At 39.2% G+C, this 25,937-nt stretch carries 17 protein-coding genes and 1 tRNA gene; 10 read left to right on the top strand and 8 right to left on the bottom strand.

The genetic code is table 11. The features are described from left to right. Positions 1–3: 3 nt before the first annotated feature. Positions 4–2,316, bottom strand: coding sequence for an ATP-dependent helicase (locus tag EZ444_RS21265; RefSeq protein WP_131611165.1), 2,313 nt, complete (start codon positions 2,314–2,316; stop codon positions 4–6). Positions 2,317–2,713: 397 nt separating this feature from the next. Between EZ444_RS21265 and EZ444_RS21260 the strand changes: the two genes are divergently transcribed. From EZ444_RS21260 to EZ444_RS21250, 3 genes are all read left to right on the top strand, one after another. Continuing rightward, positions 2,714–4,447 (top strand): DUF4091 domain-containing protein, encoded by a 1,734-nt coding sequence (locus EZ444_RS21260; protein WP_131611164.1) that lies wholly within the window; start codon positions 2,714–2,716, stop codon positions 4,445–4,447. A gap of 30 nt (positions 4,448–4,477) precedes the next feature. Continuing rightward, positions 4,478–5,848 (top strand): dipeptidase, encoded by a 1,371-nt coding sequence (locus EZ444_RS21255; RefSeq protein ID WP_131611163.1) that lies wholly within the window; start codon positions 4,478–4,480, stop codon positions 5,846–5,848. A 161-nt stretch (positions 5,849–6,009) separates the two neighbouring features. After that, a complete protein-coding gene (locus tag EZ444_RS21250; RefSeq protein WP_131611162.1) occupies positions 6,010–6,927 on the top strand; it encodes a glycoside hydrolase family 25 protein in 918 nt (305 codons plus the stop codon). A 28-nt stretch (positions 6,928–6,955) separates the two neighbouring features. Here EZ444_RS21250 and cls read toward each other — a convergent pair whose 3' ends face one another. Continuing rightward, positions 6,956–8,410 carry a cardiolipin synthase gene (gene cls, locus EZ444_RS21245; RefSeq protein ID WP_131611161.1) on the bottom strand — a complete coding sequence of 485 codons (1,455 nt, stop codon included), beginning with the start codon at positions 8,408–8,410 and terminating at the stop codon, positions 6,956–6,958. 158 nt (positions 8,411–8,568) lie between these two features. On the opposite strand from cls, the gene EZ444_RS21240 reads away from it, so the two are divergent. From EZ444_RS21240 to EZ444_RS21220, 5 genes are all read left to right on the top strand, one after another. Continuing rightward, positions 8,569–8,652, top strand: a tRNA-Leu gene (locus tag EZ444_RS21240). Positions 8,653–8,862: 210 nt separating this feature from the next. Next, positions 8,863–9,447 (top strand): RNA polymerase sigma factor, encoded by a 585-nt coding sequence (locus EZ444_RS21235; protein ID WP_131611160.1) that lies wholly within the window; start codon positions 8,863–8,865, stop codon positions 9,445–9,447. 109 nt (positions 9,448–9,556) lie between these two features. Further along, positions 9,557–10,561 carry a FecR family protein gene (locus EZ444_RS21230; protein WP_131611159.1) on the top strand — a complete coding sequence of 335 codons (1,005 nt, stop codon included), beginning with the start codon at positions 9,557–9,559 and terminating at the stop codon, positions 10,559–10,561. A gap of 221 nt (positions 10,562–10,782) precedes the next feature. Next, the gene (locus EZ444_RS21225) at positions 10,783–14,001 is read left to right on the top strand and encodes a TonB-dependent receptor (RefSeq protein ID WP_131611158.1); all 3,219 of its coding nucleotides are present in this window, start codon (positions 10,783–10,785) and stop codon (positions 13,999–14,001) included. Between the two features lie 10 nt (positions 14,002–14,011). Beyond that, a complete protein-coding gene (locus tag EZ444_RS21220; protein ID WP_131611157.1) occupies positions 14,012–15,073 on the top strand; it encodes a hypothetical protein in 1,062 nt (353 codons plus the stop codon). A 101-nt stretch (positions 15,074–15,174) separates the two neighbouring features. On the opposite strand, the gene EZ444_RS21215 is transcribed toward EZ444_RS21220, so the two are convergent. From EZ444_RS21215 to EZ444_RS21190, 6 genes are all read right to left on the bottom strand, one after another. Then, a complete protein-coding gene (locus EZ444_RS21215; RefSeq protein ID WP_131611156.1) occupies positions 15,175–16,494 on the bottom strand; it encodes a DUF4302 domain-containing protein in 1,320 nt (439 codons plus the stop codon). A gap of 5 nt (positions 16,495–16,499) precedes the next feature. Further along, the gene (locus EZ444_RS21210; protein ID WP_131611155.1) at positions 16,500–17,828 is read right to left on the bottom strand and encodes a zinc-binding metallopeptidase; all 1,329 of its coding nucleotides are present in this window, start codon (positions 17,826–17,828) and stop codon (positions 16,500–16,502) included. Positions 17,829–17,871: 43 nt separating this feature from the next. Continuing rightward, positions 17,872–19,347 (bottom strand): RagB/SusD family nutrient uptake outer membrane protein, encoded by a 1,476-nt coding sequence (locus EZ444_RS21205; protein WP_131611154.1) that lies wholly within the window; start codon positions 19,345–19,347, stop codon positions 17,872–17,874. Between the two features lie 12 nt (positions 19,348–19,359). Beyond that, positions 19,360–22,962 carry a SusC/RagA family TonB-linked outer membrane protein gene (locus EZ444_RS21200; RefSeq protein WP_131611153.1) on the bottom strand — a complete coding sequence of 1,201 codons (3,603 nt, stop codon included), beginning with the start codon at positions 22,960–22,962 and terminating at the stop codon, positions 19,360–19,362. A gap of 92 nt (positions 22,963–23,054) precedes the next feature. Next, positions 23,055–24,203, bottom strand: a complete 1,149-nt coding sequence (locus EZ444_RS21195; protein WP_131611152.1) for a FecR family protein — start codon at positions 24,201–24,203, stop codon at positions 23,055–23,057. Positions 24,204–24,307: 104 nt separating this feature from the next. Beyond that, positions 24,308–24,895, bottom strand: a complete 588-nt coding sequence (locus tag EZ444_RS21190; protein ID WP_131611151.1) for an RNA polymerase sigma-70 factor — start codon at positions 24,893–24,895, stop codon at positions 24,308–24,310. Positions 24,896–25,020: 125 nt separating this feature from the next. Here EZ444_RS21190 and EZ444_RS21185 point away from each other — a divergent pair, with 125 nt between their 5' ends. Continuing rightward, positions 25,021–25,203: a hypothetical protein gene (locus EZ444_RS21185; protein WP_090780399.1), complete on the top strand. Its 183-nt coding sequence runs from the start codon at positions 25,021–25,023 to the stop codon at positions 25,201–25,203. A gap of 91 nt (positions 25,204–25,294) precedes the next feature. Continuing rightward, a complete protein-coding gene (locus EZ444_RS21180; RefSeq protein WP_131611150.1) occupies positions 25,295–25,903 on the top strand; it encodes an RNA polymerase sigma factor in 609 nt (202 codons plus the stop codon). Positions 25,904–25,937: the final 34 nt, after the last annotated feature.

Below are 25,937 nucleotides of genomic sequence, written 5' to 3'. Positions count from 1 at the left end.
GGGTTATTTAACAATTCGCAACTTAGCAAATTTTAATAACAATTGCTTGTTACCCAGACCTTGGAAAAATACGGTCGCTTTTACATCTGGTAAAGTGCCTTCCAGGCTGATGATTTTCCCAAAACCAAACTTCTCATGTTCTACCTCCATGCCATTTTGGAAAGCATTTGCTGCATCAGGCGCAAAGCCTGGTGTAGGTACGTGTGCCTTTGGTAGCATTGAGGTTGTTTTTGGACGCTGAGCTGGTGTAGTTGCTGTTCCAGAGGGGGATGACATACTTGGTTTTGGTTTAGTGAAAGTATCACGTTGTTGTGTCCAGGTGCGTCTTTCTTCGTTAAATGAACCTTCGCCCAGTGTACTTTTGGCAGGTTTTACAACTTCAATTTCAAGGAAACGTGCATCGATTTCGTCAATAAAACGACTAGGCTCACAGTTGGTAAGCGTACCCCATCTATAACGTGAAGTAGAGTAGGTGAGGGTAAGTTTCTTTTCTGCACGGGTCACTGCTACATAAAACAGCCTGCGTTCTTCTTCCAGATCGGTTCTTGAATTGAGCGACATTTGTGACGGGAAAAGGTTTTCTTCCAATCCTACTACATAAACATTCTTGAATTCCAGACCTTTAGAGGAGTGTATTGTCATTAATGAAACTGTATCCTTCTCCTTATCGTCTTTTTTATCGTCATTGGTTAATAAGGCAATATCTTGCATGAAAACAGCTAGACTACGGTCTTCAATGTCCTCACGTTCACCAAATTCCTTAATACCATTTAATAACTCTTGTATGTTTTCGTGTCTACCACGACCTTCTTCAGATTGATCGGCGTGTAATTCCTTTAAAATACCAGAATGTTGTGCAATATATAAGGCTGTTTCATAGGCATCCTGTTTTTTTGATTCTGCTGCAAAGCTCTGAATCATTACCGCAAAGTCATTCAATTGGTTGGCAATTCTACCCGGTATATATTGCTGTGGATTACAGATTACCTGCCACATAGTGATGTTGTGCTGGTCGGCTGCTACACTGATTTTCTCAACTGTAGTATCACCAAGTCCTCTTTTTGGGTAATTGATGACCCTTTTGATGGCCTCCTCATCTGCAGGATTAAAGGTTAACCTGAAATAGGCAATTAAGTCTTTTATCTCTTTACGTTGGTAGAAGGATAATCCACCATATATCTTATAAGGAACATTCAGTTTCCTTAAAGCCTCCTCCATAGCCCTTGATTGGGCGTTTGTTCTGTAAAGGATGGCAAAATCATTGTAGTTATAACCTTTGGTGGTACGGTCTTGAACAATAGAATCAGCTACAATCTTACCTTCTTCGTTGTCGGTAAAGGCACGCTGAACCTTGATCCTGTCGCCAGACTCGTTATCGGAGAATACGTTCTTTTCTAATTGGTTTTTGTTGTTGGCAATAATACTATTGGCCACCTTAACTATGTTTTGCGTTGAACGGTAATTCTGCTCCAGTTTGTATACTTTCAAATCTGGATAATCGCGTTCAAAGTTTAATATATTCTGGATGTTTGCACCCCTAAAGGCATAGATACTTTGTGCATCATCACCCACTACACAGATGTTCTGATAAGCGGCAGCGAGTTTTTTTACAATCGTATACTGTGAAAAGTTAGTATCCTGGTACTCATCCACCATCAGGTATTTAAATTTCTGCTGGTATTTATTTAGTACATCGGGATGCGTTTTTAGCAAGATATTCGTTTTAAACAACAAATCATCAAAGTCCATAGCACCAGCTTTGAAGCAGCGTTTGGCATATGTTTCGTAGATCACACCAATTAAAGGTCTTTTATTACTGATATCCTCGGCCTGAATTTCAGCATTTTCCATATATTCTGTATAGGAAACAAGGTTGTTCTTTGCTGATGAAATCCGGTTGTAGACGAAGTTTGCATTGTACAGTTTATCATCCAGCTGCAGTTCGCGTAGGATGGTTCTAATCAGGCTTTTACTATCGTCTGTATCGTATATAGTAAAATTAGAAGGATAACCGATTTTTTCAGCCTCAACTCTTAATATTTTAGAAAATACAGAGTGAAATGTACCCATCCAGATGTTTTTAGCTTCAGCTCCCACCACTTTCATGATACGCTCACGCATATCTTTCGAAGCTTTGTTGGTAAAGGTAAGTACAAGGATATTGAAAGGATCTACTCCTTTTTCAATCAAATATGCCACCCTATAGGTGATTACTCTTGTTTTTCCCGAGCCTGCACCTGCAACGATCATTGCTGGGCCTTGTGTGTTTTCTACTGCTGCGCGTTGTTGGGGGTTTAAACCTGCTAAATAATCCAAAATCCGTTCCTGATATTTAAAGTATGCTGTTTATAGATACATTCTTATACAATTGCAAATTTAAGAAATTATGTGCGTTTAATAGAATGTGTTGGTAAATTAGAAAGAAACTGTTCATCTAAAGTGTTGAAATCGCTAAGGTAGCTTATAAAGATAATTTATTTTACTCATAATTAATGGATGTTAAGCGGACATTGGACGGGCCAGTCCGTTCAGTGTCCGTTCAATATCCGTTCAATGTCCGTTCAAATGCCGTTCAATGTAAGTTGCCTATAAGGAAACTTATAGGTAATAAACGCTTCTTTTTTATGATAGAGAAAAAATGAAATAGTAGAAAGAAATCTCATTGGGGTGTTTTCATTCTGCCCCTTATATTCCAAATGGTTAACTTAGAGTTATGAAACATCTCTTTTTTATTTGCCTATCCTTTTTATATTTAACTGTTAAGGCACAAGACGCAAGCATAGCCTTGCAAAGAAAGCCCTTATTAAACGCACAAATTATCGATAGTGAATGGCGCAAAGTACCCAATGGATTAAATGTCAGTTTTGCATCCAGCAATACGCGCTTTGCAAGAGAATTACCGCCCAAAGTGAATTTAGAAAAGGTGTGGGAAGCAAAAGCCTGGAAAGGCGAAAAAATACATACACAACTGCTGATCTGGGCCAACAGGAGTTTAAATAGTATCAGTTTACAGGTCTACGATCTGCAAGCTGAACAAGGTCAGTTGATTAAAAAAGAGAATATTACGATTGGTTTTTTAAAATATGTAATTACCGATGAATTTAGAGATGGTTGTGGCAACCGAAAAGCAAAGGATTTTGATTCTTCGTATGTGGCAGATATCATTGATACAAAAACTAAATCTGTATCAGTAAGAAAGAATAGTACGCAACCCATCTGGCTAAGTATCAAGGTGCCAGCTAATGCAAACGCAGGAAGTTATAAAGGCATAATTAAAATAAAAGGAGATAAGGATTATACCTTACCTATAACTATACAAGTATTAGATAAAACACTGCCTAGTCCTCAAAAATGGCAATACGATTTAGATTTATGGCAACATCCGGCGGCTGTATCTCGGCTGCACAATGTACCGATGTGGGGGGCGGAACATTTTTTATTGATGAGAAAGTACTACGAGATGCTGGCAAATGCAGGTCAGAAAACCATTACCGCAAGCATAGTTAATGAGCCTTGGGGGCATCAAACTTATGACGATTATCCGAGTTTGATTAAATGGACCAGGAAAAAGGATAGAAGCTGGACATACGATTACAGTTTATTTGATAAATATATAGCCTTTGTAATGGATTGTGGTATTACCGAGCGCATCAACTGTTACAGTATGGTGCCTTGGAAAATCGCTTTTACTTATTATGACGAAAATTCACGAAAAGAAGCCGTTTTTAAAGACGCTATTGGTACGCCAGCTTATAACGCTTTCTGGAAAACCATGCTTGTCGACTTTACTCAGCATCTGAAGCAAAAAGGATGGTTTAGTAAAACTTATATTGCAATGGACGAAAGGCCAATGGAGGCCATGAAAGCGGTTATTAAATTGTTGAAAGAGACGGATAAAGACTGGAAAATAGCATTAGCTGGCGAATATCATTCAGAAATAGAACAAGATATAGATACCTACTGCATCGCTTCTAAATGGGATTTTCCAGCGGCTACTTTGCAAAAACGTCAGCAAGAAGGTAAAATTAGTACCTGGTATACCTGCTGTGTCGAGCCTTATCCTAATGCGTTTACTTTTTCATCTCCAGCAGAGGGAGTATGGATAGGCTGGTACACGGCAAGTAAAAATATGGACGGTTATTTACGGTGGGCTTATAATAGCTGGACAAAAACGCCATTAGCAGATAGTCGTTTTACCTCATGGCCAGCTGGCGATACTTATCTCGTTTACCCTGGTCCGCTTAGTTCTATCAGGTTTGAAAAATTAATTGAAGGCGCCCAGGATTTTGAAAAAATCAAGCAATTAAGAGCGTTTTACTCAAAAAACAGGCAGATTAAGGAGTTAAATGAGTTAAATCAGGCTTTGCAAATTTTCGACATAAAATCATTGGCTAGTACCACAGCTGATGAAATGCTAAAAGGAGTAAAACCCCTTCTTAATCGATAAATAAATTATATTTGCCCAAACTAATTTGTTATGCAAGAAATTAAAAAATATGTTGAAGAAAACAAGCAGCGCTTTTTAGATGAGCTGTTTGAATTGTTGCGCTTTCCGTCGGTTAGTGCAGACCCAAAATATAAAGCAGATGTACTTAAAACTGCTGACTTTGTAGCTCAAAAACTGAAAGATGCTGGTGCTGATAATGTAGAGATCTGCGAAACTGCAGGTTATCCTATTGTCTATGGCGAAAAAATCATTGATGCGAGTTTACCAACCGTTTTAATTTACGGACACTATGATGTACAGCCTGCTGATCCATTGGAGTTATGGAAAACACCTCCATTTGAGCCAACTGTGCGTGATGGAAAGATTTATGCACGTGGTGCATGCGACGATAAAGGGCAATTTTACATGCATGTAAAAGCTTTTGAGTTGATGATGAAGACCAATACACTTGCTTGTAACGTGAAATTTATGATCGAAGGTGAAGAGGAAGTTGGTTCTGCAAATCTTGGCATTTTTGTGAATGCAAATGTTGATCGTTTGAAAGCTGATGTAGTTTTAATCTCTGATACTTCAATGATCAGCATGGAAAATCCGTCTATTGAGACTGGTTTACGTGGATTAGCTTATATGGAAGTCGAGGTTGTTGGCCCGAACCGCGATTTACACTCAGGTGTATATGGTGGTGCTGTAGCTAACCCTGCAACTATCTTATGTAAAATGATTGCTTCGTTACATGACGAGAACAATCACATCACCATTCCTGCTTTTTATGATAAGGTTGTCGAATTGACTGATGCAGAGAAAAAGGCTTTAAATTCTGCTCCATTTGATTTAAACGAGTATAAAGAAGATTTGGATATCAATGCGGAGTGGGGAGAAAAAGGCTATTCAACATTAGAACGTACAGGAACCAGACCTACATTAGAGGTTAACGGTATCTGGAGTGGTTATATTGGTGAAGGTGCTAAGACTGTCCTTCCTTCTAAAGCTAATGCTAAGATTTCTATGCGTTTGGTACCTAACCAGACTTCTTATGAGATTTCTGAGATCTTTACCAAGCATTTCGAGCGTATTGCTCCTGATTATGTAAAGGTTAAAGTCACTGCTCATCATGGTGGTGAGCCAGTAGTGACACCTACAGATAGTATTGCTTATCGTGCTGCCGAAAAAGCTATTGTTGATTCGTTTGGTAAATCGCCAATTCCTACACGTGGCGGAGGAAGTATTCCTATTGTTGCTTTATTTGAAAGCGCATTGGGTATTAAATCAGTGCTTTTTGGCTTTGGCCTGGATAGTGATGCTTTACATTCGCCAAATGAGAAATACGATATTTTTAACTATTATAAAGGAATAGAGACTTTGCCTTTGTTCCACAAGTATTTTGCTGAATTGAGTAAGTAATTGCTTTGGTATTGTGCGTTTTGCATGATGCTTAATTTTTTTGTAAAAACACCAATATTCCTGCTCTCCTCGCAGTCCTGAAGAAGTACTGCGCATGTCGATCAGGAACATTGGTGTTTTTATTTTGGATGCCTCCTTGAAAGGTGTATTTTTGCGACATCATGCCGCCAGCACCTAAGAAAACACCCACTCCCAGAAAACCTACTTTCCGCCAAACTTACGAATCAGATGCATCTGGTCGTCCACGCAGAAAAGCTACTCCACGAAAGAAAGTTGTAAAGAAAAAGCCATGGCCATTAGCCCTTAAGTTTTTAATTGCTGCTGTAGTGTTGGTGCTACTTTCTCCATTTTATTACGGCTACGTCATTAAGGGCTTCAGTTCAACCTGGAGCTGGATTAGGGATATTGGTGAAGACCCAAATTACCGCACTTATAGTAGCTTTAATATCCGCATCCCTAAAGGATATAATATTCATGGTATTGATGTTTCTTATTATCAGGGTAAGATAGACTGGAAGAAAGTGAAGTCTATGCAGGAAGATGATGTAAGAATAGATTTCGCTTTTATAAAGGCTACAGAGGGGTTATTTCTGGTAGATCCGTATTTTCAACGGAACTGGCGTGAAGCTCCAAAAGCCGGTGTGATTTGTGGCGCCTACCATTTCTTTCGTCCCCAAAAACCGGGAGAATGGCAAGCTAAGTTCTTTCTGCAGACCGTTAGTTTTGAAACAGGGGATTTACCGCCTGTTGTCGATATAGAGGAATTGAACGATGTCCCGGCCTCAAAAATGCGTATAGAGCTTGCAGCATTTGTAAAGTATATAGAAAAGAAGACGGGAGTGAAGCCTATTATATATACTGGTCTTTCTTTTTATAAGGACTATTTGCGGGGGCATTTTGATGAATATCCATTATGGATTGCCCATTATCATCAGCCTAAGTTAAAAGTAAATAAGGCTACGAATTGGCATTTCTGGCAACACTCTGATAAAGCTAAAATATCGGGTATCAATCATGTCGTAGATTTTAATGCTTTTAATGGCGATAGTCTTGCTTTTGATCGGTTGTTGATTAAGTAAATGGTTTGTGCTTTTACCTACGTTTTTATTAAAGTAAAGGGGATAGTAACCTTGCTGCTTTTTCAAGTAATTGCTTGTATAAAGGACGATCAGCCCATTGTTCGGGATCAATTCTTACGGCGTTTTTAACATCGTTATAAAAATTAGCACTCAATTCAGTGGCAATTTGAGCGTCGTAAATAATTGCATTTACCTCAAAGTTTAGATCGAAGCTTCTGAAATCCATATTTGCAGTGCCCACCATCGCTACTTTTTTATCCGTTACCATTGTTTTTGCATGTATAAAGCCTTTTTGGTATTGATAAATTTGAACCCCAGCTTTTAGGAGATCATTGTAATATGACCTGGCCGCAGAGTTTACTAAAATAGAATCTGATTTGCCAGGTACGAGCAGTTTTACTGAAATTCCGCTCAGTGATGATATGATGAGTGCATCAAGCAAACTTTCACCAGGAATGAAATAGGGGCTGGTAATCAGGATTTCATTGGTAGCCAGGTTAATGGCTTGCAGGATGGAAAATAAAATAGTTGGGGACTCTGAATCGGGCCCACTGGCAGCAATTTGTACTATTTTGTTTTCTTCAGCGATTTTTGGAATTTTAGTAGGGAAAAAGTTGGTGTTTGGTTCCAGTATGGTCTCAGCGCAGAAGTTCCAATCGCACAGAAAAAGATATTGAAGGTATTGTGTACCGGGGCCATCAATGCGTAAATGGGTATCACGCCAGTACAATTGCTTAGCATTGCCATTGTTAATGTACCTGTCACTCACATTAATTCCGCCTACAAAAGAGATGTAGCCATCAATTACAATTATTTTGCGGTGATTTCGATAATTGAGGCGATTGGCTAGTAAAATGAAGTGGACTTTTAGGAAAGGGTAGGCCTCTACTCCGTTTTCGATAAGCCATGGTACTATTTTTTTACGAATGTCTCTACTGCCAAAATCATCGTAAATAAAGCGGACTTTAACACCTTCTTTGGCTTTTGCGATCATAGCTTCAGCAAGTGCCTGGCCAATTTCATCATCCTCAAATATGTAATATTCTATATGGATATGGTATTTGGCTTCCTGAATTGCTGTTAATACTTCTGGGAACTTTTGTTCTCCATTTATTAATAGTTTTACTGCATTTTTAGCCGTTAATGGACTCATTGAGTCATTTAAAAGCATAAAGGCCAGCTCTTTATTACTAAGGACTTCGGCATTGCTTTCTTTAAAGGTTTTTGCCGATGAATGAAGGAGGTCGCGTTTAAATTTTGCCGCGAGATCGTCGTTTTCAAATAGTTTCTTGGTATACATTTTTCGGTGCCGATAATTGATTCCAAAAAAGAAATAAAAGATCATTCCAAAAAAAGGGACAAATATTGCGAAAAGTAGGTAAGCAAGGGTTTTTGTCGTGCTCCGGGTATCGTAAATGATGCGCAGGCAAACTAAAATTAAGATGAGCACGTAGGCGATTTCAGCAATCAGCAGCCAGTTCATATTTCTAAGGTTACACGAGTAGATGTGCTGTAAGTTAAGAAATTCAGCTTAATGTTTCCAAATAGAAAAGAGATGAATTAATTATACGAAGGTTATTCGTAAAAATGGCCAATAATACTATATTTGCGGCATTAAAGGATATTCTGAACTTTATTAATGCCCGGATGGCGAAATTGGTAAACGTTGCGGTCTCAGAAGCCGTTGGAGTACAATCCTTGAGAGTTCGAGTCTCTCTTCGGGCACTAAGAGAGACAAATCTATTTTTTTAGAATTTGTCTCTCTTTTTCTTTGATCTAACTCTTTTGTTAATCTGAACCCTTTCCTAGGTGCCTGCGGACTGGTCACCTTTAGCCGACTCAATAATTAAAGATATTAATCTAAATTGTACAGTCACATAAACTTAACCTTAACGTAATATTAGCTGCCTTACTTTGCCATGAGAATTCGTTCAAATGACATTTAAAGAGCTACCCGATCATATACTGACGAAACAATGCAAAGAAGGCAATGAAACGGCCTTCAATGTATTATTTCGTCGTCATTTTGATGACCTGCTCCAATACGCGGGAAGGCAGCTTAAGGATCGTGAGTTGGCTGAAGAGCTGGTGATGGATCTGATGTTAAAACTCTGGCGGCAGACAGAATTTGCAGAAATACAGCATTTGAATCAATACCTCTACAGATCGTTAAAAAATGCGATCATCAGTCATTGGCGTAAAAAAGCATTGTCATTTGTACCTCTTGAAAACATGTCGGCTTCCAATGAACCCTTAAGCCGTTCGGCAGATTACGCTATAATTGATGCTGAAGTGCAGACGTTGTATCAGGATAAACTGGCGGAACTTAGTCCTCAGCGTCGTTTGGTTTATACGATGAGCAGGGAGCTCGAAATGTCTCATGCTGAAATCGCAGCGGAAACAAACCTCTCGGTTAATACAGTGAAAAATCATATAAAAGCTGCACTCAATTATTTCAGAGAAGATCTGAAAGCCTATACCGAAGCAACTTTAATCCTTCTTTTATTATTTCTTTTTTAATTTATTCTGATTGTATATCAGTTGTTTACGTGTTTTGTTGAAGAAATAACATTTCCAATTAGCCCTTGTCATCACTTTCTGCGTGTGTATGTATGAAGGGCAATAATAAATGGAACAGGAAACAGATAAAATACTGATCAGGAAATTCATAGCAGGCAACTGCACACCGCGGGAGCAGGAGTATATAAAAAGACTGATGCTACAAACCGGTGGTCAGGAACTTTTTGAGCAGGTGATGGACGAAGACTGGCAGGAGTTTAAAAATGAAACACCAGCAACAGATCAGTACATTCAAGACTTTCAGCATAGGTTAAACAGTCGGCTGGATGATGTAAAACCAGATTTGGTAATCAAAAGGAACCATTTTTATAAATACGCAGCAATATGGACAGTATTGATTCTTGGGATAGCAACTTATGGTGCATTACAGCTCAATAGCACACAGACGGTTGCCAGCATAGCCATGCTTTCGAGCCATAATCCAAACGGACAGCGTTCAAAAATTACTTTATCCGATGGTTCGGTAGTTACCCTGGGCGCAGGTAGTCACTTAACTTATCCTGAACATTTTGGCAACAGTACCCGTGAAATTTCATTGGAAGGAGAAGCCTTTTTTGAGATCACTAAAAATCCTGAGAAACCCTTTATTATCCATACCGGAGAGGTGCAAACACAAGTATTAGGTACCTCCTTTAAGGTCGATGCTTTTAAGGGAGAAGATGTGCAAGTCGCAGTAGCTACAGGGAAAGTAAGGGTAGACCGTAAGACCGAAAATACGGGCAAGCTGGAATCAATTGCGGTATTGTTGCCCGGAGATGCGGTAGACTGGAACCCCGCCACAGGCACAGCAATTAAAACGAAGCAGGCAATAGAAGAGCTGACCGGCTGGCAAAAAGGAAAACTCAGCTTTACCGGCATGCCTTTAAAAAATGTTGTCAATGTCCTTGAACGCTGGTACAATGTAACCATCGAAATCCGCAATAAAGAAGCCGGCGAGTATAAAATGAACATCATACTGGATGGTACACAGCCGCTAAAACAATTGATGGAGGTACTAAAGGTGACGACCAAAACACACTATAAGATGAACGGTAAAACGATAACCATTTGGTAGAAATTAACAATCACACAAAGAACAGGAACCCATAAAAACAGGAGGAACATGATATAAGCCACTAACTTATAAAAAAACCGCTCCCGAACCGGGAACGGCCTTACAGTTTTACTAAGCCATTGGTTTGACCGCCTGGCGGCTTAGCAGAATAACAGTACAGCAATAAAGCCGTACTGATTAACAGATCTTTCGTAAGAAATAACCCGATAACGCACAAAATTATGCAAAATGTAGTAATAAGCTACGATGACACACTAAATAAACTGATATTCCTGATGAAGCTATCTTTTATCATTCTCGCGCTACAACTCACCTTTGCCGGGATGCTGGTAGCGGCACCGGCCAGTAGTCAGGATTTAAGCAAAGTAAAGGTAAACCTGGAGCTGAAAAATGCAGGAATAGCGGAAAGCCTGCTGATCCTGCAAAAGAAAAGTGGCATTAAATTTTCCTTTTATGAGCAACTGCTGGATAAGGAGACAAAAAAAGTAACCCTTCATTCCGCTGATATTTCGGTAAGTGAGGCACTGAAAAGTATATTGAACAATACCAATCTCCGCTACAAGCCATTTAATGATTTCGTAGTCATTGAAGCCAAACCTGTTCCTCAGCAGCCGGGACGGATCTCCGGTAAGATTGTTGACGATAAAGGCGAAAACCTGCCCGGAGCTTCTGTTAAGGTGCTCGAGACCGGCCAGTCTGTACAGAGTACCGTAGATGGTGGCTACAACATCAGTTTAAAGCCAGGAAATTATACCCTGGAAATCAGCTATATCTCCTTTCAAACCCAGCGCATTACCGGTGTAACGGTTACTGCAGGTAAAAATACCGCATTAAACGTGGCGATGAAAATAGATGCCAAAGGGCTGAAAGAGGTAACCGTTACCTCGGGCTATAAAAAAGCCTCTGCTGCAGGACTACTGACCAGGCAGAAGAATGCTTCGGAGATGACCAACGGGATTAGTGCGGAACAGATTGGGCGCACGCCTGATAAAAATATTGGAGAGAGCTTAAAACGCATCAGCGGCGTAAGTACTATGGATAACAAGTTTGTTGTGGTCCGCGGTATTTCAGACCGTTATAATGCTGCTGTTCTGGATGGTACAGCCCTGCCCAGTACTGAGGCACAAGGCCGCAACTTCTCCTTCGACATGATTCCCTCAAATCTGGTGGACAATGTTGTGGTGAGTAAAACCGTAACTCCGGATATGAACACCAGCTTTGGTGGTGGCCTGATCCAGATCAATACGAGGGATATGCCTACCGAAAATTTTATGAGTTTTTCTGTCGGCACATCTTATAATGACCAGACTACCGGCAAGCCCTTTTTTACGCACAAACGTGGTAAATATGATTATCTGGGTTTTGACGACGGTGGAAGGAGTGCTCCGGATAACCTATTGGTTACTAATCCCGCTGTTTCCGGTCCGGGAACGATCAAAGGAAATGAAACTTTATCCGCTACAGAATTTCAGGATCGCATAGATGCGCAAAGCCGACGTTTTAAGAACGATCATTTTACACTTTACAAGGTTCCGGCTGCCGCTGGCCAGAATTACCAGTTTAGTTTAGGAAGACTGTTAAATCTAGACACTGCCAAAGCTAACAACATGGGCTTCACAGCAGCCTTAAGTTACCGGAATACACAAAATAATACCATTTTTAAAGATTATCACCGGGGTAAATGGGCCAATGAATACAACAATAATGGTAATTCCTATAGTTTTAATACCACCTGGGGTGCCATATTAAATGTGGGCGTGAAACTGGGGAAACACCGATTTAGTTCGCGTAATACGTATACCCGGATGTTTGATAATGACCTGGTAAGAACAAAAGGTTTCACGAGTGATTTTACCGATGAGATTGCCGTTCGTCCGCCAAATATACGGGAGAACGACAATCCCATATTCACAAGTTTGATGCAAAACAAGCTAATTGGCCAGCACCAATTGGGTAAAGTAAAATTGGAATGGGATGCCGCAAGAACAGGGATCAACCGTGAAGAAAAGGCGATAAGCACGGCTGAACAGGGGCCGGAGTTAATAGATGGGCAATTTGTATACCTCTACGCTCCAGGTAGATATTCTGAACCCAGAGTAGCCCCGATGTCTAACCAATATTATGAAAATGATGAGCGTCATTATAGCTGGGGTATGGCAGGGACTTTACCTTTTAATATTGCTGGTTTACGCAATACGCTTAAAATGGGCTTCTATGGTAACCGTAAAAAAGGAGGGTTTAGCTGGCAAATTGTACCTTTTGTTCAGAGCTCGAATGCAATTAATCCCGACATCAGATATATTCCAGTAAGAGAGATGCAGAAGCCAGAAAATCTGCGCCTGGATGGTTATGGATATCAGATGTGGTTTAATGACCGTTATGCTGGCAAAAGCCGGAATGATGCAGCTTATTTAATGCTCGATAACCGTCTGGGTGAAAAATTACGTATGGTATGGGGAGTACGTGCAGATTATTATAAGTATACTGAAATCAGTAATCCAAAACTTGGAGGTTCAATGACGACTTTTGTTCCAAAGCCGGATCCTGCATGGCGATGGTTGCCATCGGCCAATTTAACGTATAGCATTACACCTGAGATCAATTTCAGGACTTCATGGTCTATTTCCGTGGTTCGCCCGGAGTTGAATGACAACAGTAGCTTTTACCGATATAGTCCATATCTGGATGGCATGATTGAAAATGCCGGATTAACCAGTGTAAAGATTAACAATTATGATGTTCGTGCCGAATGGTTTCCTTCACTAGGAGAAACATTTTCGATAACCGGATTTTATAAACATTTCGATAGACCTATAGAATTAACTCAGTATGCGAATGCAAATACGTTTTACCTGATCTCGAACTCAGAATGGGCGAAAGTATATGGTCTGGAATTTGAACTCCGCAAGAGCTTAAATTTTATTGCGCAAAAGGAATGGTTAAACAATTTAACCTTGTTTGGAAATGCGACTTTACAAAAGTCGGAAGTAGAAGCTAAGTATAGGCCACTGGATCAGGCTGCCGAAGAGATTATTTCGAGAATAAAAAGGCCTATGACTGGTCAAGCTCCATATTTAATAAATGTAGGTCTGCAATACCAGGCATCACGTTTCGGTTTTAACGTGGTTTATAACAAAGCCGGAAGAAAAACTTACATCGTGGCACCTGAAGCAAGATTAATTGACTATGAAATGCCCCGGAGCCAGACCGATCTTCAATTGAGCTATAAATGGTTAAAAAACAAGATGCTGGTTAAATTAAATGCGGGGAATATTTTTAATAAGGCCGCGGCGTTTTATAAAAATTCTCCTGATCCATTGGAATTTAAAAAAGAAGGCTATAAAGAAGGTACTTCTGATAAGTACGAAGCAGGAGAGCAAAAAACTTTTACCCGTAATTATGGACGAACTTTTAGTCTGCAGTTAAACTATAATTTTTAATTCAAAACACATGAAACTCAATATAAAATTCATCTTTTATTCATGCCTGGGGCTGCTTTGGCTATCGATATTTAGTTGTAAAAAGTTAGAATTGGCAGAGTCAGATCCTCCCAATGTAATTGATTTGTTTGTGAAGGGAACCACTTTAACAGATACGCTGGAATTCCTGAAAGATGGAAAAGTAATCGGGCAAACCTATTCAGAACATGGAGAATTTAATGTTAAAGTGGTAATGGAAGATGTAAGTGCAGAATTAAAAATACGCCGTAAAGGACAACAGGAAATTTTGAGTAAAAGAACAATTTCAGCCGAACAAAAGCAGCAAAATATAATCTATTATTTTGATGGTGAGAAAATGTATGCGGACTTCGTCACGGTAAATGTGAAGGGCTTTGCGCAAGGAGAAGTGGAGTTTACTGTTGATGATAAGGTAGTAGGTTCCGGTAGCGGCAAAGATTTCCCGGTCATCAATATAGGTGTTGACGCTGGTCAGACCCGGCTGCTGCAGGTTCGTAAAAAGGGAACGACGGAATCCTTAATGAACAAAGAAGTTAAAGCCGGGTCCTCTGCAATACCTTGGGTATTCTATTTCGACGGGGAAAAAATTTTTGATAAAATAGATGCGGGCCTTCCCGCAAATCCCGTGAATATGTTGCTGACCGCTTCGTTTACATCTAAGCTAAATATATTCCGTGGCCCGGCAGATCTGGTAATTTATGAAGGGAGACGATCGGGGCTGCCTTATCAATCAACAGCAACCACCTTCAGAATTGAATTACCTGAAGATGGTACATTCAGTAAAAGTATAGAGATTCCTCCGTTCCCGGAAGGTGCGTTTAAAGCCTATGTTTTTAGGATCGTTAAAAGAGGGACCCTGACTGAACTGCCCTATGATGTGACAAACGAGATTCTACCTATGCTGCCGTCAACTGGTTTTTCTGGAGGTAGCTTATCATTTACACCCGGAGGGGCCGCTATTTTAACGATTAGTGACGTCAAAGAATATGATGATTGGGACGGCGGTACTTGGATATACTTCAGACATATCGACATTGCATCTTACTTTAAATAATCTAGATAAGGGGGCTGTCCAAAAAGGTATTTAGACAGCATACAAAAAAGGGCAGGCATTTTAATAATGCCCGCCCTTTTTAATGAATTACTGTATGTATATTATTTCAATTCTCCTGACAAGTAATAATTTGGATCATCAACGCTGGTAATACTACCTACCTGACCTTGAACCGGATCTAATTTATAATCCAATGTGAATTTATGATCATTAAAGATCTTTGTTAGCGGCAAAACTGCATTCAATATCACAGCAGTCCTTTCTTCGGTATTCACAAATTCAAAATCATAAGTTCCATCTACAGTCTTAGTGTAGTTGTAAACAAATTCCGAAACTGTAGGAAGGATACTTCTGAAAGTAGTAACCGTTATCTTCATCTGTTTAATTTCGTCATTGAAAATGAAATTAATATTTCCCAGTCTTCTCGTGTTAAGTGTTAATGATGTAGACATGGTAGCACGCATGGCTGTAAAGCTTGTCGACCAAGTCTGGAATGGGGTAGAGAACACTGTAATAGTTTTAAATCGATCAGTTCCCATTAAAATATGCAATGGAATGATTGGAAGATCGCCTCTTAAAATATCAATTTGCTTACCAGTGGTCGTTGTTGCGGTAAGCAGGTTCTTACTTTTATCCCATGTGATTGTTTTAAACGCAATGTTGTTAAAAACAAGTGGTTTATTGAAGAACATACCATTGGTGGTATAGGCAAAAGGCGCTTCTGCAGTTTTTACCACGCCATTTTCTACCCAGGTGAAAAAGGCTTTTTTCACATTTAGCGCCATATTCACAGAAAACTGAACTTTGCTTACCTCAGCGTTACCTGTGATGTAAAGGTTTTTGTTGGCATTGAAATAGGTTGTTAGATCAGATACTAACGTTTTAAGTCCACCTTTTAAGTAAAAATCTTGCTGTTCTGCATTCAGTTTCACTAGAAATAAATCGCTCCTTCTCTTTTTTCCGACAAGTTTAACTGTGTCTCCCTTTAGGCTAGAAAATTCGAATTCAAAATCAGATTTAAAACCTACGCCCGCAGTTCCACCAACAACATCCGAATTTGGATCTGCAAGTAAATGCAGGTAGTTATAAGTGTCGAATATTAATGACGGTCCCATAACTGCCTTAAGTCTATAAGTGCTTTCCATGATGTCTGTGGCCGTGCCAGCATCAATTTCAGCAAGCATGTTTACGCGATCCTGGTCATTAAAGTCCATATAAAAGCCGTAGCCGCCACCACCTTCAGTAAATAGGTAGCCTGCCCAGCCGTTTGAGGCAGAAGTAAGTGCCTTGCCGTAGGTTTCTAAACTTTCTTGTGATCTTAATTCTGGCAGTTTTCCGTCGATCATTAAATCTTCTGATCCTTTTTTACAGCTGCTTAGTGCCAGTGCTAAACAGAATATGCTTAATATTTTGATTTTCATAGTAATTATCTGATTAGTGATCCGTAAAAATAGTTTGCAGTATTAACCTCACCTTTAAATCCACCCTTTGTTAGATTTTCTGGGGATAAAAATGATGCTATTGAAGCTTGTTCAATGATATCCAGCAATGGTTTTAATTGAGGTCTATATTTGGTTCCTTTATCTGTTTCTACTCCGGTAATCGTATTATCCGGTACAAAAGTCACTTTATCACCTACAACAGTTACTTTATAATTGAAAAACCATTCTTCATTTGTACTGCCATTTTTAACCGTCATAACCAGGGTTGCAATCGGTTTTCCAACCAACATACCAAACCTCAACTCAAACTGATCTGCTACAGTAAGCGCGGCGCTTGCTGCTTTTACCGCTACAGCTGCAGCAGTATACGCGGTAGTAAATGTAGCGGATTGACTTATATCGCTTTTTGCTACGGTCATCTTACTATAAGTATTTCTGGCTAAGTTAGAAGCAAACGTTGTGGTACGACCAGTCTCTCTATCAAAAGAAGCCTTAACTTCGGCTTGTAGCTTTCTGAAATTGATGTTGTAAGCCATTTTAAAGTAGTTTACAATCATTTGTTCCTTTTGTCTTAATCTAGGTTTTCCTAAGTCACCTGCGGTATTTACATAAGCATCAAACCAATCCTGACCTTCTACCAACAGAAATGCAATCATTTCTACAAAATCCTCGTTGTCATTGCTTCTTGAGTATCTGGAAACAAAACCAAGTCTTTTCGCTTCATTGGCAGTATTTACGTTAGCGGTCCAGTTTGCTGCATATTCCGGAGATATTCTTGGGAAATCTTCAGGTATAGGTGAGTTTTGGTGAAGTATATGGCCAAACTCATGATGAATCGTATGCATCATTTGTTCTACATTGGCTGTATTTGACTTCTGAAAACTATTAATGATAAATAGATTAATTCTTCTACCTGCATCAGCAGTTCCAAGTGTAATGGTACCATCGTTATTGTATTCGGCGCTTCCAATTAAAACAATTTGTTTAGGTACATAAGGCTTAATAAATTCTTTGCCGGCAACGGTTAAATAGGGGCTAAGCCAGATGGATTTTACGGTTTCCATAGCAGGGATAACTTTGCTCTCCAGCGGTGGTACTAAGTCCTTAGCCAGAGACACCTGATAGCGGTCCCAGCGATATAAAACTTCAATATTGAATGGATCAAGATATTCCCTTTTCAACCAGTCATCGGTTGGTCCACTTTTAAAAGAATCTATGTTAAAGTTGTCCATATTGGCGTTAAGTGGGCCATCTTTTTTACAAGATGCCAGCGCCAGACACAGAATAGCTATATAGTTTATTAATCTTTTCATTTGAAAATATATTTTTTTAATGTTTATTTTAGGTCTGCCTGGTTTAACGTGGATTTTGTGTTACTCCCGAAAGGACAACTTCTTTAGGTAACTGGAACAGTCTACGAGGATCAGTAGGAGTCAGCTCAACAGTTTTCTCTTTTCCGTTAATATCCAATATGTTGTGTTTCACCGTCATTTTATGTCTTAAAATGTCAAACCAACGCATACCTTCGGTAATGAATTCCATTTTCTTAAAATCAAGAATCCCTTTGATCAATACCTCTTTTTCATTGGTACTTCTGTAAAAACCTTTAAGTTTATCCAACGTTAAAGCATCAGTTGCAGGATTAAAATTCACAATTCTGGTACTGATAAAACTGTTAAGGTCTTTTAAAGCCAGTTCTGTACTTCCTAGCTCCACATAAGCTTCAGCTCTGTTTAATAAAGCCTCATCAGTAGTAAAGGCGGGTAGAATGGTATAACCAATACCCGAGCTTGAATTTACACTCGTAAGCGAGAAGTGTTCTTTCCATTTAGCCATGGTATAATGTGGTGCACCACCAAACGAGTATAGCTTATGTGCCCATACTCTGCCGGTAGCATTACTGCGGTTAAAGATCTCATCCGCCAATTTCTGACCGAAACCAAATCTTTGTGAGCCTCTTCTTGCCCACCATGAAACTGTTTCTATTAGCAATAGGTTAGATTTTTCGGTAGTTTGTGAAAACCTGGCGCGCAAATCCTGTGGGGTTAATGCAAAATATTCTGTACTCCATGGGCGTAAGCTTGTCTCTACAGTTTCACCGGTAAAAACATTACCAGCATGGTCTATTACTTTGTTGTAATCGCCCTTGAAAAGATAGAAACGGGTAGCGAATGCATTTGCTGCAGCAATGTTAAAGTGGTATTTCTGCACTTTGTAAGCTGTGTTTTTGATCAATGGCAAGCCTTCTTCTAAATCACGTTGTATTTGCTCATAAACAGATTTTACCGTTCCTCTGTCGTATTTCTGAAAAACCACGGTTTCTGGAGCAGTAACATAAGGTACACCTGGTGCATCGTTTGCGCCATTGATATCATATGCTGTTGCATATAGGGTTACCAACATAAAATGTGCATAAGCGCGGGCAACTAAAGCTTCTCCTCTATAAGGACGAATCTTAGGATCGTTCATGTTTTTGTCGACATAACTTAATGCCTCATTTGCTGCTGCAATAGCCGTATAGCATGCATTCCAGTAAAAGTCTGTAGAACCCTGCGCTCGGTCTCTTACTTCCTGCCACATATAAGGATCTGTATTGGTCGGGTCTTCTGTACCTTCACTCGGACCTTTGTCTTCTGCTGCATCAGAAGCTGGTTCTGTAAAACTGATGTATTCTGCTTTAGGGTAGGCAGAGGTTAATAGTTCGGCTACTTTTTCAACGGAGTTCAATTCCGAACGCATATCAGGAACTGTGTCCAGGTATTTCTCGCAACCTGTGGTAGAAAGCGCAAGTGTTGCAAGCAGTATATATTTTAAGTTTTTGTTTAAATTCATGTTAATCTGTGTTTAGAAACCTAATTTTAATGAAACCGTAAATTGACGTGGAACAGGAAGCGATACTCCACCTGAAGTATAGAACTCAGGATCTTGTCCATTTAAGCGTTTATCAGCATATAATAAGGCGATGTTGTTTCCTACAACACTAACTGAAGCGTTGTTTGCGCCAATTTTTCCAGAGATAAGCTTTGGTAGATTGTAGCTAAGCATAATTTGCTTAAGGCGGATAAAACCTCCATCAGCTACTCTTACATCAGTGTAATTGTATACATTATAAGGATAATCAGACCCCAGATTACTGTTTACAAATTTATCCGCAATACTTGGGATGTTGGTTTTAAGCTCATCTCCCGGTTGCATCCATCTGCCAACAAAATCGTTAGACATAGAAGAAAGGTCGTTATAGCCTGCAGAGAAGGCGGGGTTTAACCTGATTTTATTTCCTGCACTAAAGGTTAATAAAGCGCTTAAAGAGAAACTCTTGTAAGAAAAAGTGTTGAAAAAACCACCATTCATCAGGGGATCTGTTGGGCCTTCATATTTCAGGTGAGAAATATTATCATCCTGCAAATAAACATTGCTTACATGACGTTCGCCATTTACACCAACAAATGTAGGGGTACCTGTTTGTGGATTTAATCCATCAAATTGAACAGAGAACAATCCTCTTTGTGGATAACCTTCCAATGCATCACCACCTGCAGCGATGAGGTTCCAAACCAATGGAACACTTTCCAGTTTGGTTATTTTACCTTTATGATAACCGAAATTCAATTGAGAACGCCATTTTAATCCGGTTCCGTTCAAAATCTGACCTGCTGTTGTTACCTCAATACCTCTAGATTTCATGTCGGCATAGTTGGCATATTTTATAAACTGACCACCGATACCTGATGTTCTTACTGCACCAATCAGATCGTAACCATTTCTTTTGTAAAGGTCTACCGTAAGACTTAAACGGTCTTTCAAAAAGCCCATATCAAATCCGATATTGGTTTCTAATTGTTTTTCCCAGGTAAGCTCTGAATTTTTAAGTCCTCCAATAACCAATGCAGTTTCAATATCACTTAAAAACGGTCTTTTTGTGCTTTGGTTATTCAGGATTAAACTTGCATTTGTTGCAGGGCCCATGCTGGCTGTTAAACCGTAAGTTCCCCTTATTGTAGCTCTACTCAGTACATCTTGTTTTTCAAAGAAACTTTCCTGATCCATGTTCCATGCACCACTGATGTTCCATGTTGGTAACCATCTGGCTGTAGTTGTACCACCCAGTAAGTTCGAGCCATCATACCTCATGGTAGCGTTGATGCTATACTTGCCTTTATAAGAGTAAGCCACTCTACCCAGATAAGAAAGGTATCTTTCTTTCATCGTATTCATGTTGTAATAGAAAAAGTTACTTTCTACACTTTTCTTAAAATAGTCTGGGTCGATAAACGGTACACCACCACGATCGTATTGATAACCTACTCCATCAAATGCGCGACGTTGTCTGTCTGTAAAGCGCATTTCTGTGGATAAGAATGCATTTAGCAAATGGTCACCATTGTATTCTTTATTCCATTCCAAAGAGTTTCTCATGTAATAGTTTTCCATATTGTCGCTGTTTACATTGTAAAAGCCACCTGCAGGTAATATTACTCTTGGCAAAGCATTTGGATTATCCGGATCCTTATAAAGGAATTTATTGTTATTGATTACGTAAGAATCACCAGCCGCTCTATAGGCCATTGGCATATTAGAATTGTCATTAATTCGGTGCTCATTATCGCTTTTTACATAGCGGTAAGCTGCATCAAATGAATACTTTAAGCCATTGATAATTTTGTACTTTAAACCACCCTGAATTTTAAAATCTATCATTTTAAGCTGCATGGTGTTGTTTTCAAGCTCATGCAAGATATTGAAAGGAGCAAAGTTTTGTACAAAGAACTCTTTATTCCCCTGTTCGTCGAAAGCAGCAAGCGTACGACTGGTATTTAGGGCATACGTGAATGGATTGATGTCAAATTCTCTGGTAAACTGACCGCTAACGGCACTGCTTCTTCTTCCCAGTGAACCCGGTGTAAATTGGTTACGGATTGATCCTTGGGTAATTAACTCAATGCTTAGTTTATTAGATAAGTCAAAGTTACCCCTTACATTTCCTGTAAATCTTTCTACGCTGTTTCCAATGGTCCAGCCATTATCACCTAGGTAACTGGTAGATATATAGAATTTCGATTTATCCGTTCCACTGGTTACGCTTAGTGCATGTTCCTGCATAAATGAATTTTTAAACAACAGGTCAAACCAATCTGTATTACCGTTGGCATATCTCGTTAAAAACTCTTTTCTGCTAGGCGCATCATTTCTTAAATTGAACTGATCAGTCGCCCCATCATACTGGTACATTTCATTGTACATTTTGTAAAATACACCACCACTTGCACCTCTCGAAACCTCTGAGTGGTTTAACCAGCCTTTGTTCATCATTTCTGCAAACACCGACATCTGATCAGCTGAGTTCATGATGTCATACTCATTATAAGAAGGCTTTAAGTAGGTCGTAAAGTTTCCTGTATAAGAAAGCACAGGCTTACCATCTGTCTTTTTACCTTTTTTAGTCGTCACAACAATTACCCCATTCATTGCACGGGCACCATACATTGCTGTCGCCGAGGCATCTTTTAATATTTCAAAGCTTTCGATGTCATCGGGATTTAGTCCGGCTACAGAAGATCCGACTAATGTACTTGGATCACCGGTAGAAAGTTGTTCATTGGAAATGTTCACCACGTCTTCTAATATGATACCATCTACCACCCATAATGGTTTATTTTCTCCATTGATGGAAGTTGCACCTCTTACCCTGATTTTTGGTGCGGCTCCGAAAGTACCAGAAACATTTTGTACAGAAACACCAGCAACACGCCCCTCCAACATCCTACTTACATCGGGAACACCGGCACGCTCAGCCTCTGATGCTTTAATTTTTGCAGATGCTCCTGTAAAAAGTCTTTTATTCAGGTCCTGGTATCCTGTCATTACAATGTTCACCTCGTTCAGACTGCTGGTTTGTAAAGTCAATCGAATGACTTTCAAATCCCTTGCAGCCTTGATTTCCTGATTTTCAAAACCGATATAAGAGACTACTAAAGTAGCGTTCTCATCTACACTGGCTAATACGAAATCACCGTTGGCATTTGTTTTTGTTACTTGAGACGAACCTTTTACGGCAATTGTAGCGCCGGGTAAACCTTCATTATTTTCATTTACTACTTTTCCTTTTACATCAATTGTAGCGAAACGATTAATCACGCGATCAATAAAAGAGCTCTCCTTCTCTTTTATGACCACTGTTTTTTTCTCTATCGTGTAGTTTAGGTTTTTTCCTTTCAACAATTCATCCATTACTTTTTCAAGCGGGGTATTGTTGAATTTTACATCTATACGCTCTGTGCTTTTGATCTTTTTTGAAATCAACAATACATCATAGCCAGTTTGTTTTCTGATTTCTCTAAATACCTCATCAAAAGATACTTTGTTTTGGTTCATGGTTAGCTTTTGGGCGAAGGAGGCCGCGCTAACCTGCAGTAGGGTAGTAATTAATAAGAAGGCGGTTAACCTCATTATTAATAGTGATTTGTGTATGCAGCGCAATTGCCTGCATAAAATTTTGGTATAAATTTTATACATGGGTTTCTATTAGGGTGTTGTTTGTTTTACTTTTTCAATACAATGATTTTATTCCCTTCAACTTCAAAGTTTACGGCTTCTGTAAGTTCTAAAAGGTTTAATACATCGCCTATGTTGCTGAAACGGCTCAATGAACCATAAACATTTCTATTCTTAATGTTCGGGTCTTTATAGTCAATAGTTACGTTGTACCAACGGGCAATTTTATTCATCGCTTGTTCTAATGTCTCATTGTTGAATCTGAAATAGCCATTTTTCCAGGCTATAGCATCTTCAGTGTTTACCTGGTCCACATAGATTTTATTTGCTTTTATATAAGCTTGCTCGCCCGGCTTAATGATTACCCCGGTTTCATTTTTGTTTGATGAAAAGCCAATTGCAACAGATCCTTCTAATAAAGTTGTTTTGGTGTTTCCATCTTCTTTATAAGAATTGACATTAAAATGGGTACCGAGAACTTTGATTTCCTGGTCGGCTGTACGGACTATAAAAGGATGTGAACTGTCCTTTGATACTTCAAAGTATGCTTCTCCATTAAGCTCAACTTTTCGTTCATTAAGTGAGGCAAAAGAAGCCGGATAGCTAAGAGAAGAAGCTGCGTTAAGATATACCTTAGTTTGATCGGGTAGGGTAATGGTATAGGTTTCACCTTTAGCGGTAGCGAGTGTATTTATTTTATCCTTTGCTGAAGCCGTACCCTTTGTTTCATATAGAATCTGGCCATCTTTAGTTTTGGTAATTCGAACGCCCTCTTCATTGGCTAATTCTCCTTTGGTAGCGGCATCTAGTCTGATTTTACGACCGTCAGCTAAGGTTAGTACAGCCCCATTCCCGCCTGGTTTTATATTTTTCAAATAAGCAGTTTGTCTCATTTCATCAGCTTGTTTGGCGGAGTAATAGAATACACCCATTCCAATAACCAAAGCAAATGAAGCGGCAACAGCAATGCGAGGCCACATTTTAATGCTGTGAGGTTTTGAAATCTGCAGGTTAGCTTCAGTTGTTATATTTTTAAATATGCGCTCCGCTAAGGCTTCCTGGTTTTTGTCAGTAGCTACGTTTTGCTCCAAACTTTCGTAAGTAGCATACCAATCGTTAAATTCTTCCATTTCCTGTTCGGAGATGGTTCCCTTAACGATTTTATCGGAAAGCATATTTATTTTATGTTCGTCCATTTTTAGGGCAGTTTAGAACATAGTCCCACGAGTACTGCTATACCCTACCTTTTATTTTAAAATATTTTGATTTTTTTGAACAGGAGTTCCGGACAAGGCAGCTTTCAATTGAGGAAGAGTATAAATATCAGGGATAAACCCAGTTTGGTTTTTAAAACTTTTAGGGCTTGTGTGACATGCTTTTCTACAGCTTTTTCAGAGATACCCAATTCAGCAGCGATCTTTTTATTGGTGTAATTCTCATCTCTACTCATGTTAAAAACCAATTTACATTTTGGAGGTAAAGTGTCTATAATTTTACTTAAACGGCCTTGAAGTTCTTCTAAGTCGTATTGGTTCCAATCGTAATTTTGGTTTTGAAAGTTCTCCAATTCAGCTTCAGTTCCAAGTTGTTGTTCAATAATAGATCTTTTAAAACGTTTAGCTCTTCTTTTAATCACCTGGAATTTTATAGCTACGGCCAGATAGTTCTCGAAATTAACTTTAAGCTGAAAGGATTCTCTATTTTTCCAGAGATTCAAAAAGATATCCTGAACGGCTTCTTCTGCTTCAGCCGGATCATTTAATCGCTTCGAGGCGACAAAATAAAGTTTACTCCAAAAGCGGTCGTAGATAATTTTAAACACGGTTTCATTGCCATGCCTTAAAAGGTCTGCCAGTTCCTGATCAGAAAGTGAAGCATAGCTTGCCATTTTTTATCCCTAAAGCTGCAAGTTTACAGAAATTTAATAGTTTTTTAAAACGGAGGATCAATCTTATACTCAACATTTTGCTGTGGTAAGACCAATAAGTTGTATCATTGCCAAAAAAACAGACCATGATTAGATTGAATAGTGAAACACCATCAGAAGTACTTCAGGAAGTTAAGAAGGGAGACCTGGTAACGGATACTTTTAGCAAGACTGGCCTGGTTGAAAGTATTGAGACTTCTGATGATGGTTTATACCGGATTTATACCTTTCATTTGGTTACCGGCCGAACCATTGTCATTAAGCGATAGGCATAAGGATAAGCTTAAGGGCTAAGCCATAGCAACTGGATAATTTTTGATAGCTATCTAATTATAAAAGATATGTAGATATATTTGGCGGATGAAAGATGGGGCAGATCTGATATGGTTAAAATTTAAGGAAGGTGATGAGGAAGCTTTTTTGGAGCTCTATCGCATGCATTATCTAGGCCTTATCAATTACGGAATAAAACTTACCGGAGATAGAGAAATTGCCAACGAATGCTTAACCAATATGTTAATGCAGTTGTGGGACATTCGATTAAAGCTGCCTGAAGTAACCAATGTTCGTGCCTATCTGATTACCTGTCTTAAGCGTGTTGCATTCTCCCATTTTAAATCTGTACAAACAAGGAGAATCAAGGAAGGGAAAGCTGTTGATCTGATGGAAGAGGGGCTTAGTCAGGCTGATTATTTTGATGCCATCCAAAATAATTCGATACTTCGTTCGGCCTTGCTCAAAGCTATGGAGGTGTTAACTGAAAGGGAAAAGGAATTGATTAAACTCAAGTTTTTTGATGATCTGGACTATGATGAAATCGCCGAAAAATGCGGTATCACCAAAAGGACTGCTTATAACATCACTCACGATGCCATAAAAAAACTTCGGGAGAATTTAAAAGAAAAAAATGGTGAAGATTATTACAGTCTACTCTGCATTGTGATCTTTTTAACACTTTATTTGAAATAATTTTAATTTTTGTAGTAAAAAGGAAATGGTTTAT

The sequence above is a fragment of the Pedobacter hiemivivus genome, assembly GCF_004331685.1.
In the GTDB taxonomy this organism is placed as follows: Bacteria; Bacteroidota; Bacteroidia; order Sphingobacteriales; family Sphingobacteriaceae; genus Pedobacter; species Pedobacter hiemivivus.
The sequence above is the reverse complement of the archived record's forward strand: the minus strand, read 5'-3'. Positions and strand labels throughout refer to the sequence as shown.

Excerpts from the sequence above, each read along its gene's own strand:
- EZ444_RS21260 (WP_131611164.1), top strand. The coding sequence starts at position 2,714 with ATGAAACATCTCTTTTTTATTTGCCTATCCTTTTTATATTTAACTGTT.
- EZ444_RS21255 (WP_131611163.1), top strand. The coding sequence starts at position 4,478 with ATGCAAGAAATTAAAAAATATGTTGAAGAAAACAAGCAGCGCTTTTTA.
- EZ444_RS21250 (WP_131611162.1), top strand. The coding sequence starts at position 6,010 with ATGCCGCCAGCACCTAAGAAAACACCCACTCCCAGAAAACCTACTTTC.
- cls (WP_131611161.1), bottom strand. The coding sequence starts at position 8,410 with ATGAACTGGCTGCTGATTGCTGAAATCGCCTACGTGCTCATCTTAATT.
- EZ444_RS21235 (WP_131611160.1), top strand. The coding sequence starts at position 8,863 with ATGACATTTAAAGAGCTACCCGATCATATACTGACGAAACAATGCAAA.
- EZ444_RS21230 (WP_131611159.1), top strand. The coding sequence starts at position 9,557 with ATGGAACAGGAAACAGATAAAATACTGATCAGGAAATTCATAGCAGGC.
- EZ444_RS21225 (WP_131611158.1), top strand. The coding sequence starts at position 10,783 with ATGCAAAATGTAGTAATAAGCTACGATGACACACTAAATAAACTGATA.
- EZ444_RS21220 (WP_131611157.1), top strand. The coding sequence starts at position 14,012 with ATGAAACTCAATATAAAATTCATCTTTTATTCATGCCTGGGGCTGCTT.
- EZ444_RS21215 (WP_131611156.1), bottom strand. The coding sequence starts at position 16,494 with ATGAAAATCAAAATATTAAGCATATTCTGTTTAGCACTGGCACTAAGC.
- EZ444_RS21210 (WP_131611155.1), bottom strand. The coding sequence starts at position 17,828 with ATGAAAAGATTAATAAACTATATAGCTATTCTGTGTCTGGCGCTGGCA.
- EZ444_RS21205 (WP_131611154.1), bottom strand. The coding sequence starts at position 19,347 with ATGAATTTAAACAAAAACTTAAAATATATACTGCTTGCAACACTTGCG.
- EZ444_RS21200 (WP_131611153.1), bottom strand. The coding sequence starts at position 22,962 with ATGAGGTTAACCGCCTTCTTATTAATTACTACCCTACTGCAGGTTAGC.
- EZ444_RS21195 (WP_131611152.1), bottom strand. The coding sequence starts at position 24,203 with ATGGACGAACATAAAATAAATATGCTTTCCGATAAAATCGTTAAGGGA.
- EZ444_RS21190 (WP_131611151.1), bottom strand. The coding sequence starts at position 24,895 with ATGGCAAGCTATGCTTCACTTTCTGATCAGGAACTGGCAGACCTTTTA.
- EZ444_RS21185 (WP_090780399.1), top strand. The coding sequence starts at position 25,021 with ATGATTAGATTGAATAGTGAAACACCATCAGAAGTACTTCAGGAAGTT.
- EZ444_RS21180 (WP_131611150.1), top strand. The coding sequence starts at position 25,295 with ATGAAAGATGGGGCAGATCTGATATGGTTAAAATTTAAGGAAGGTGAT.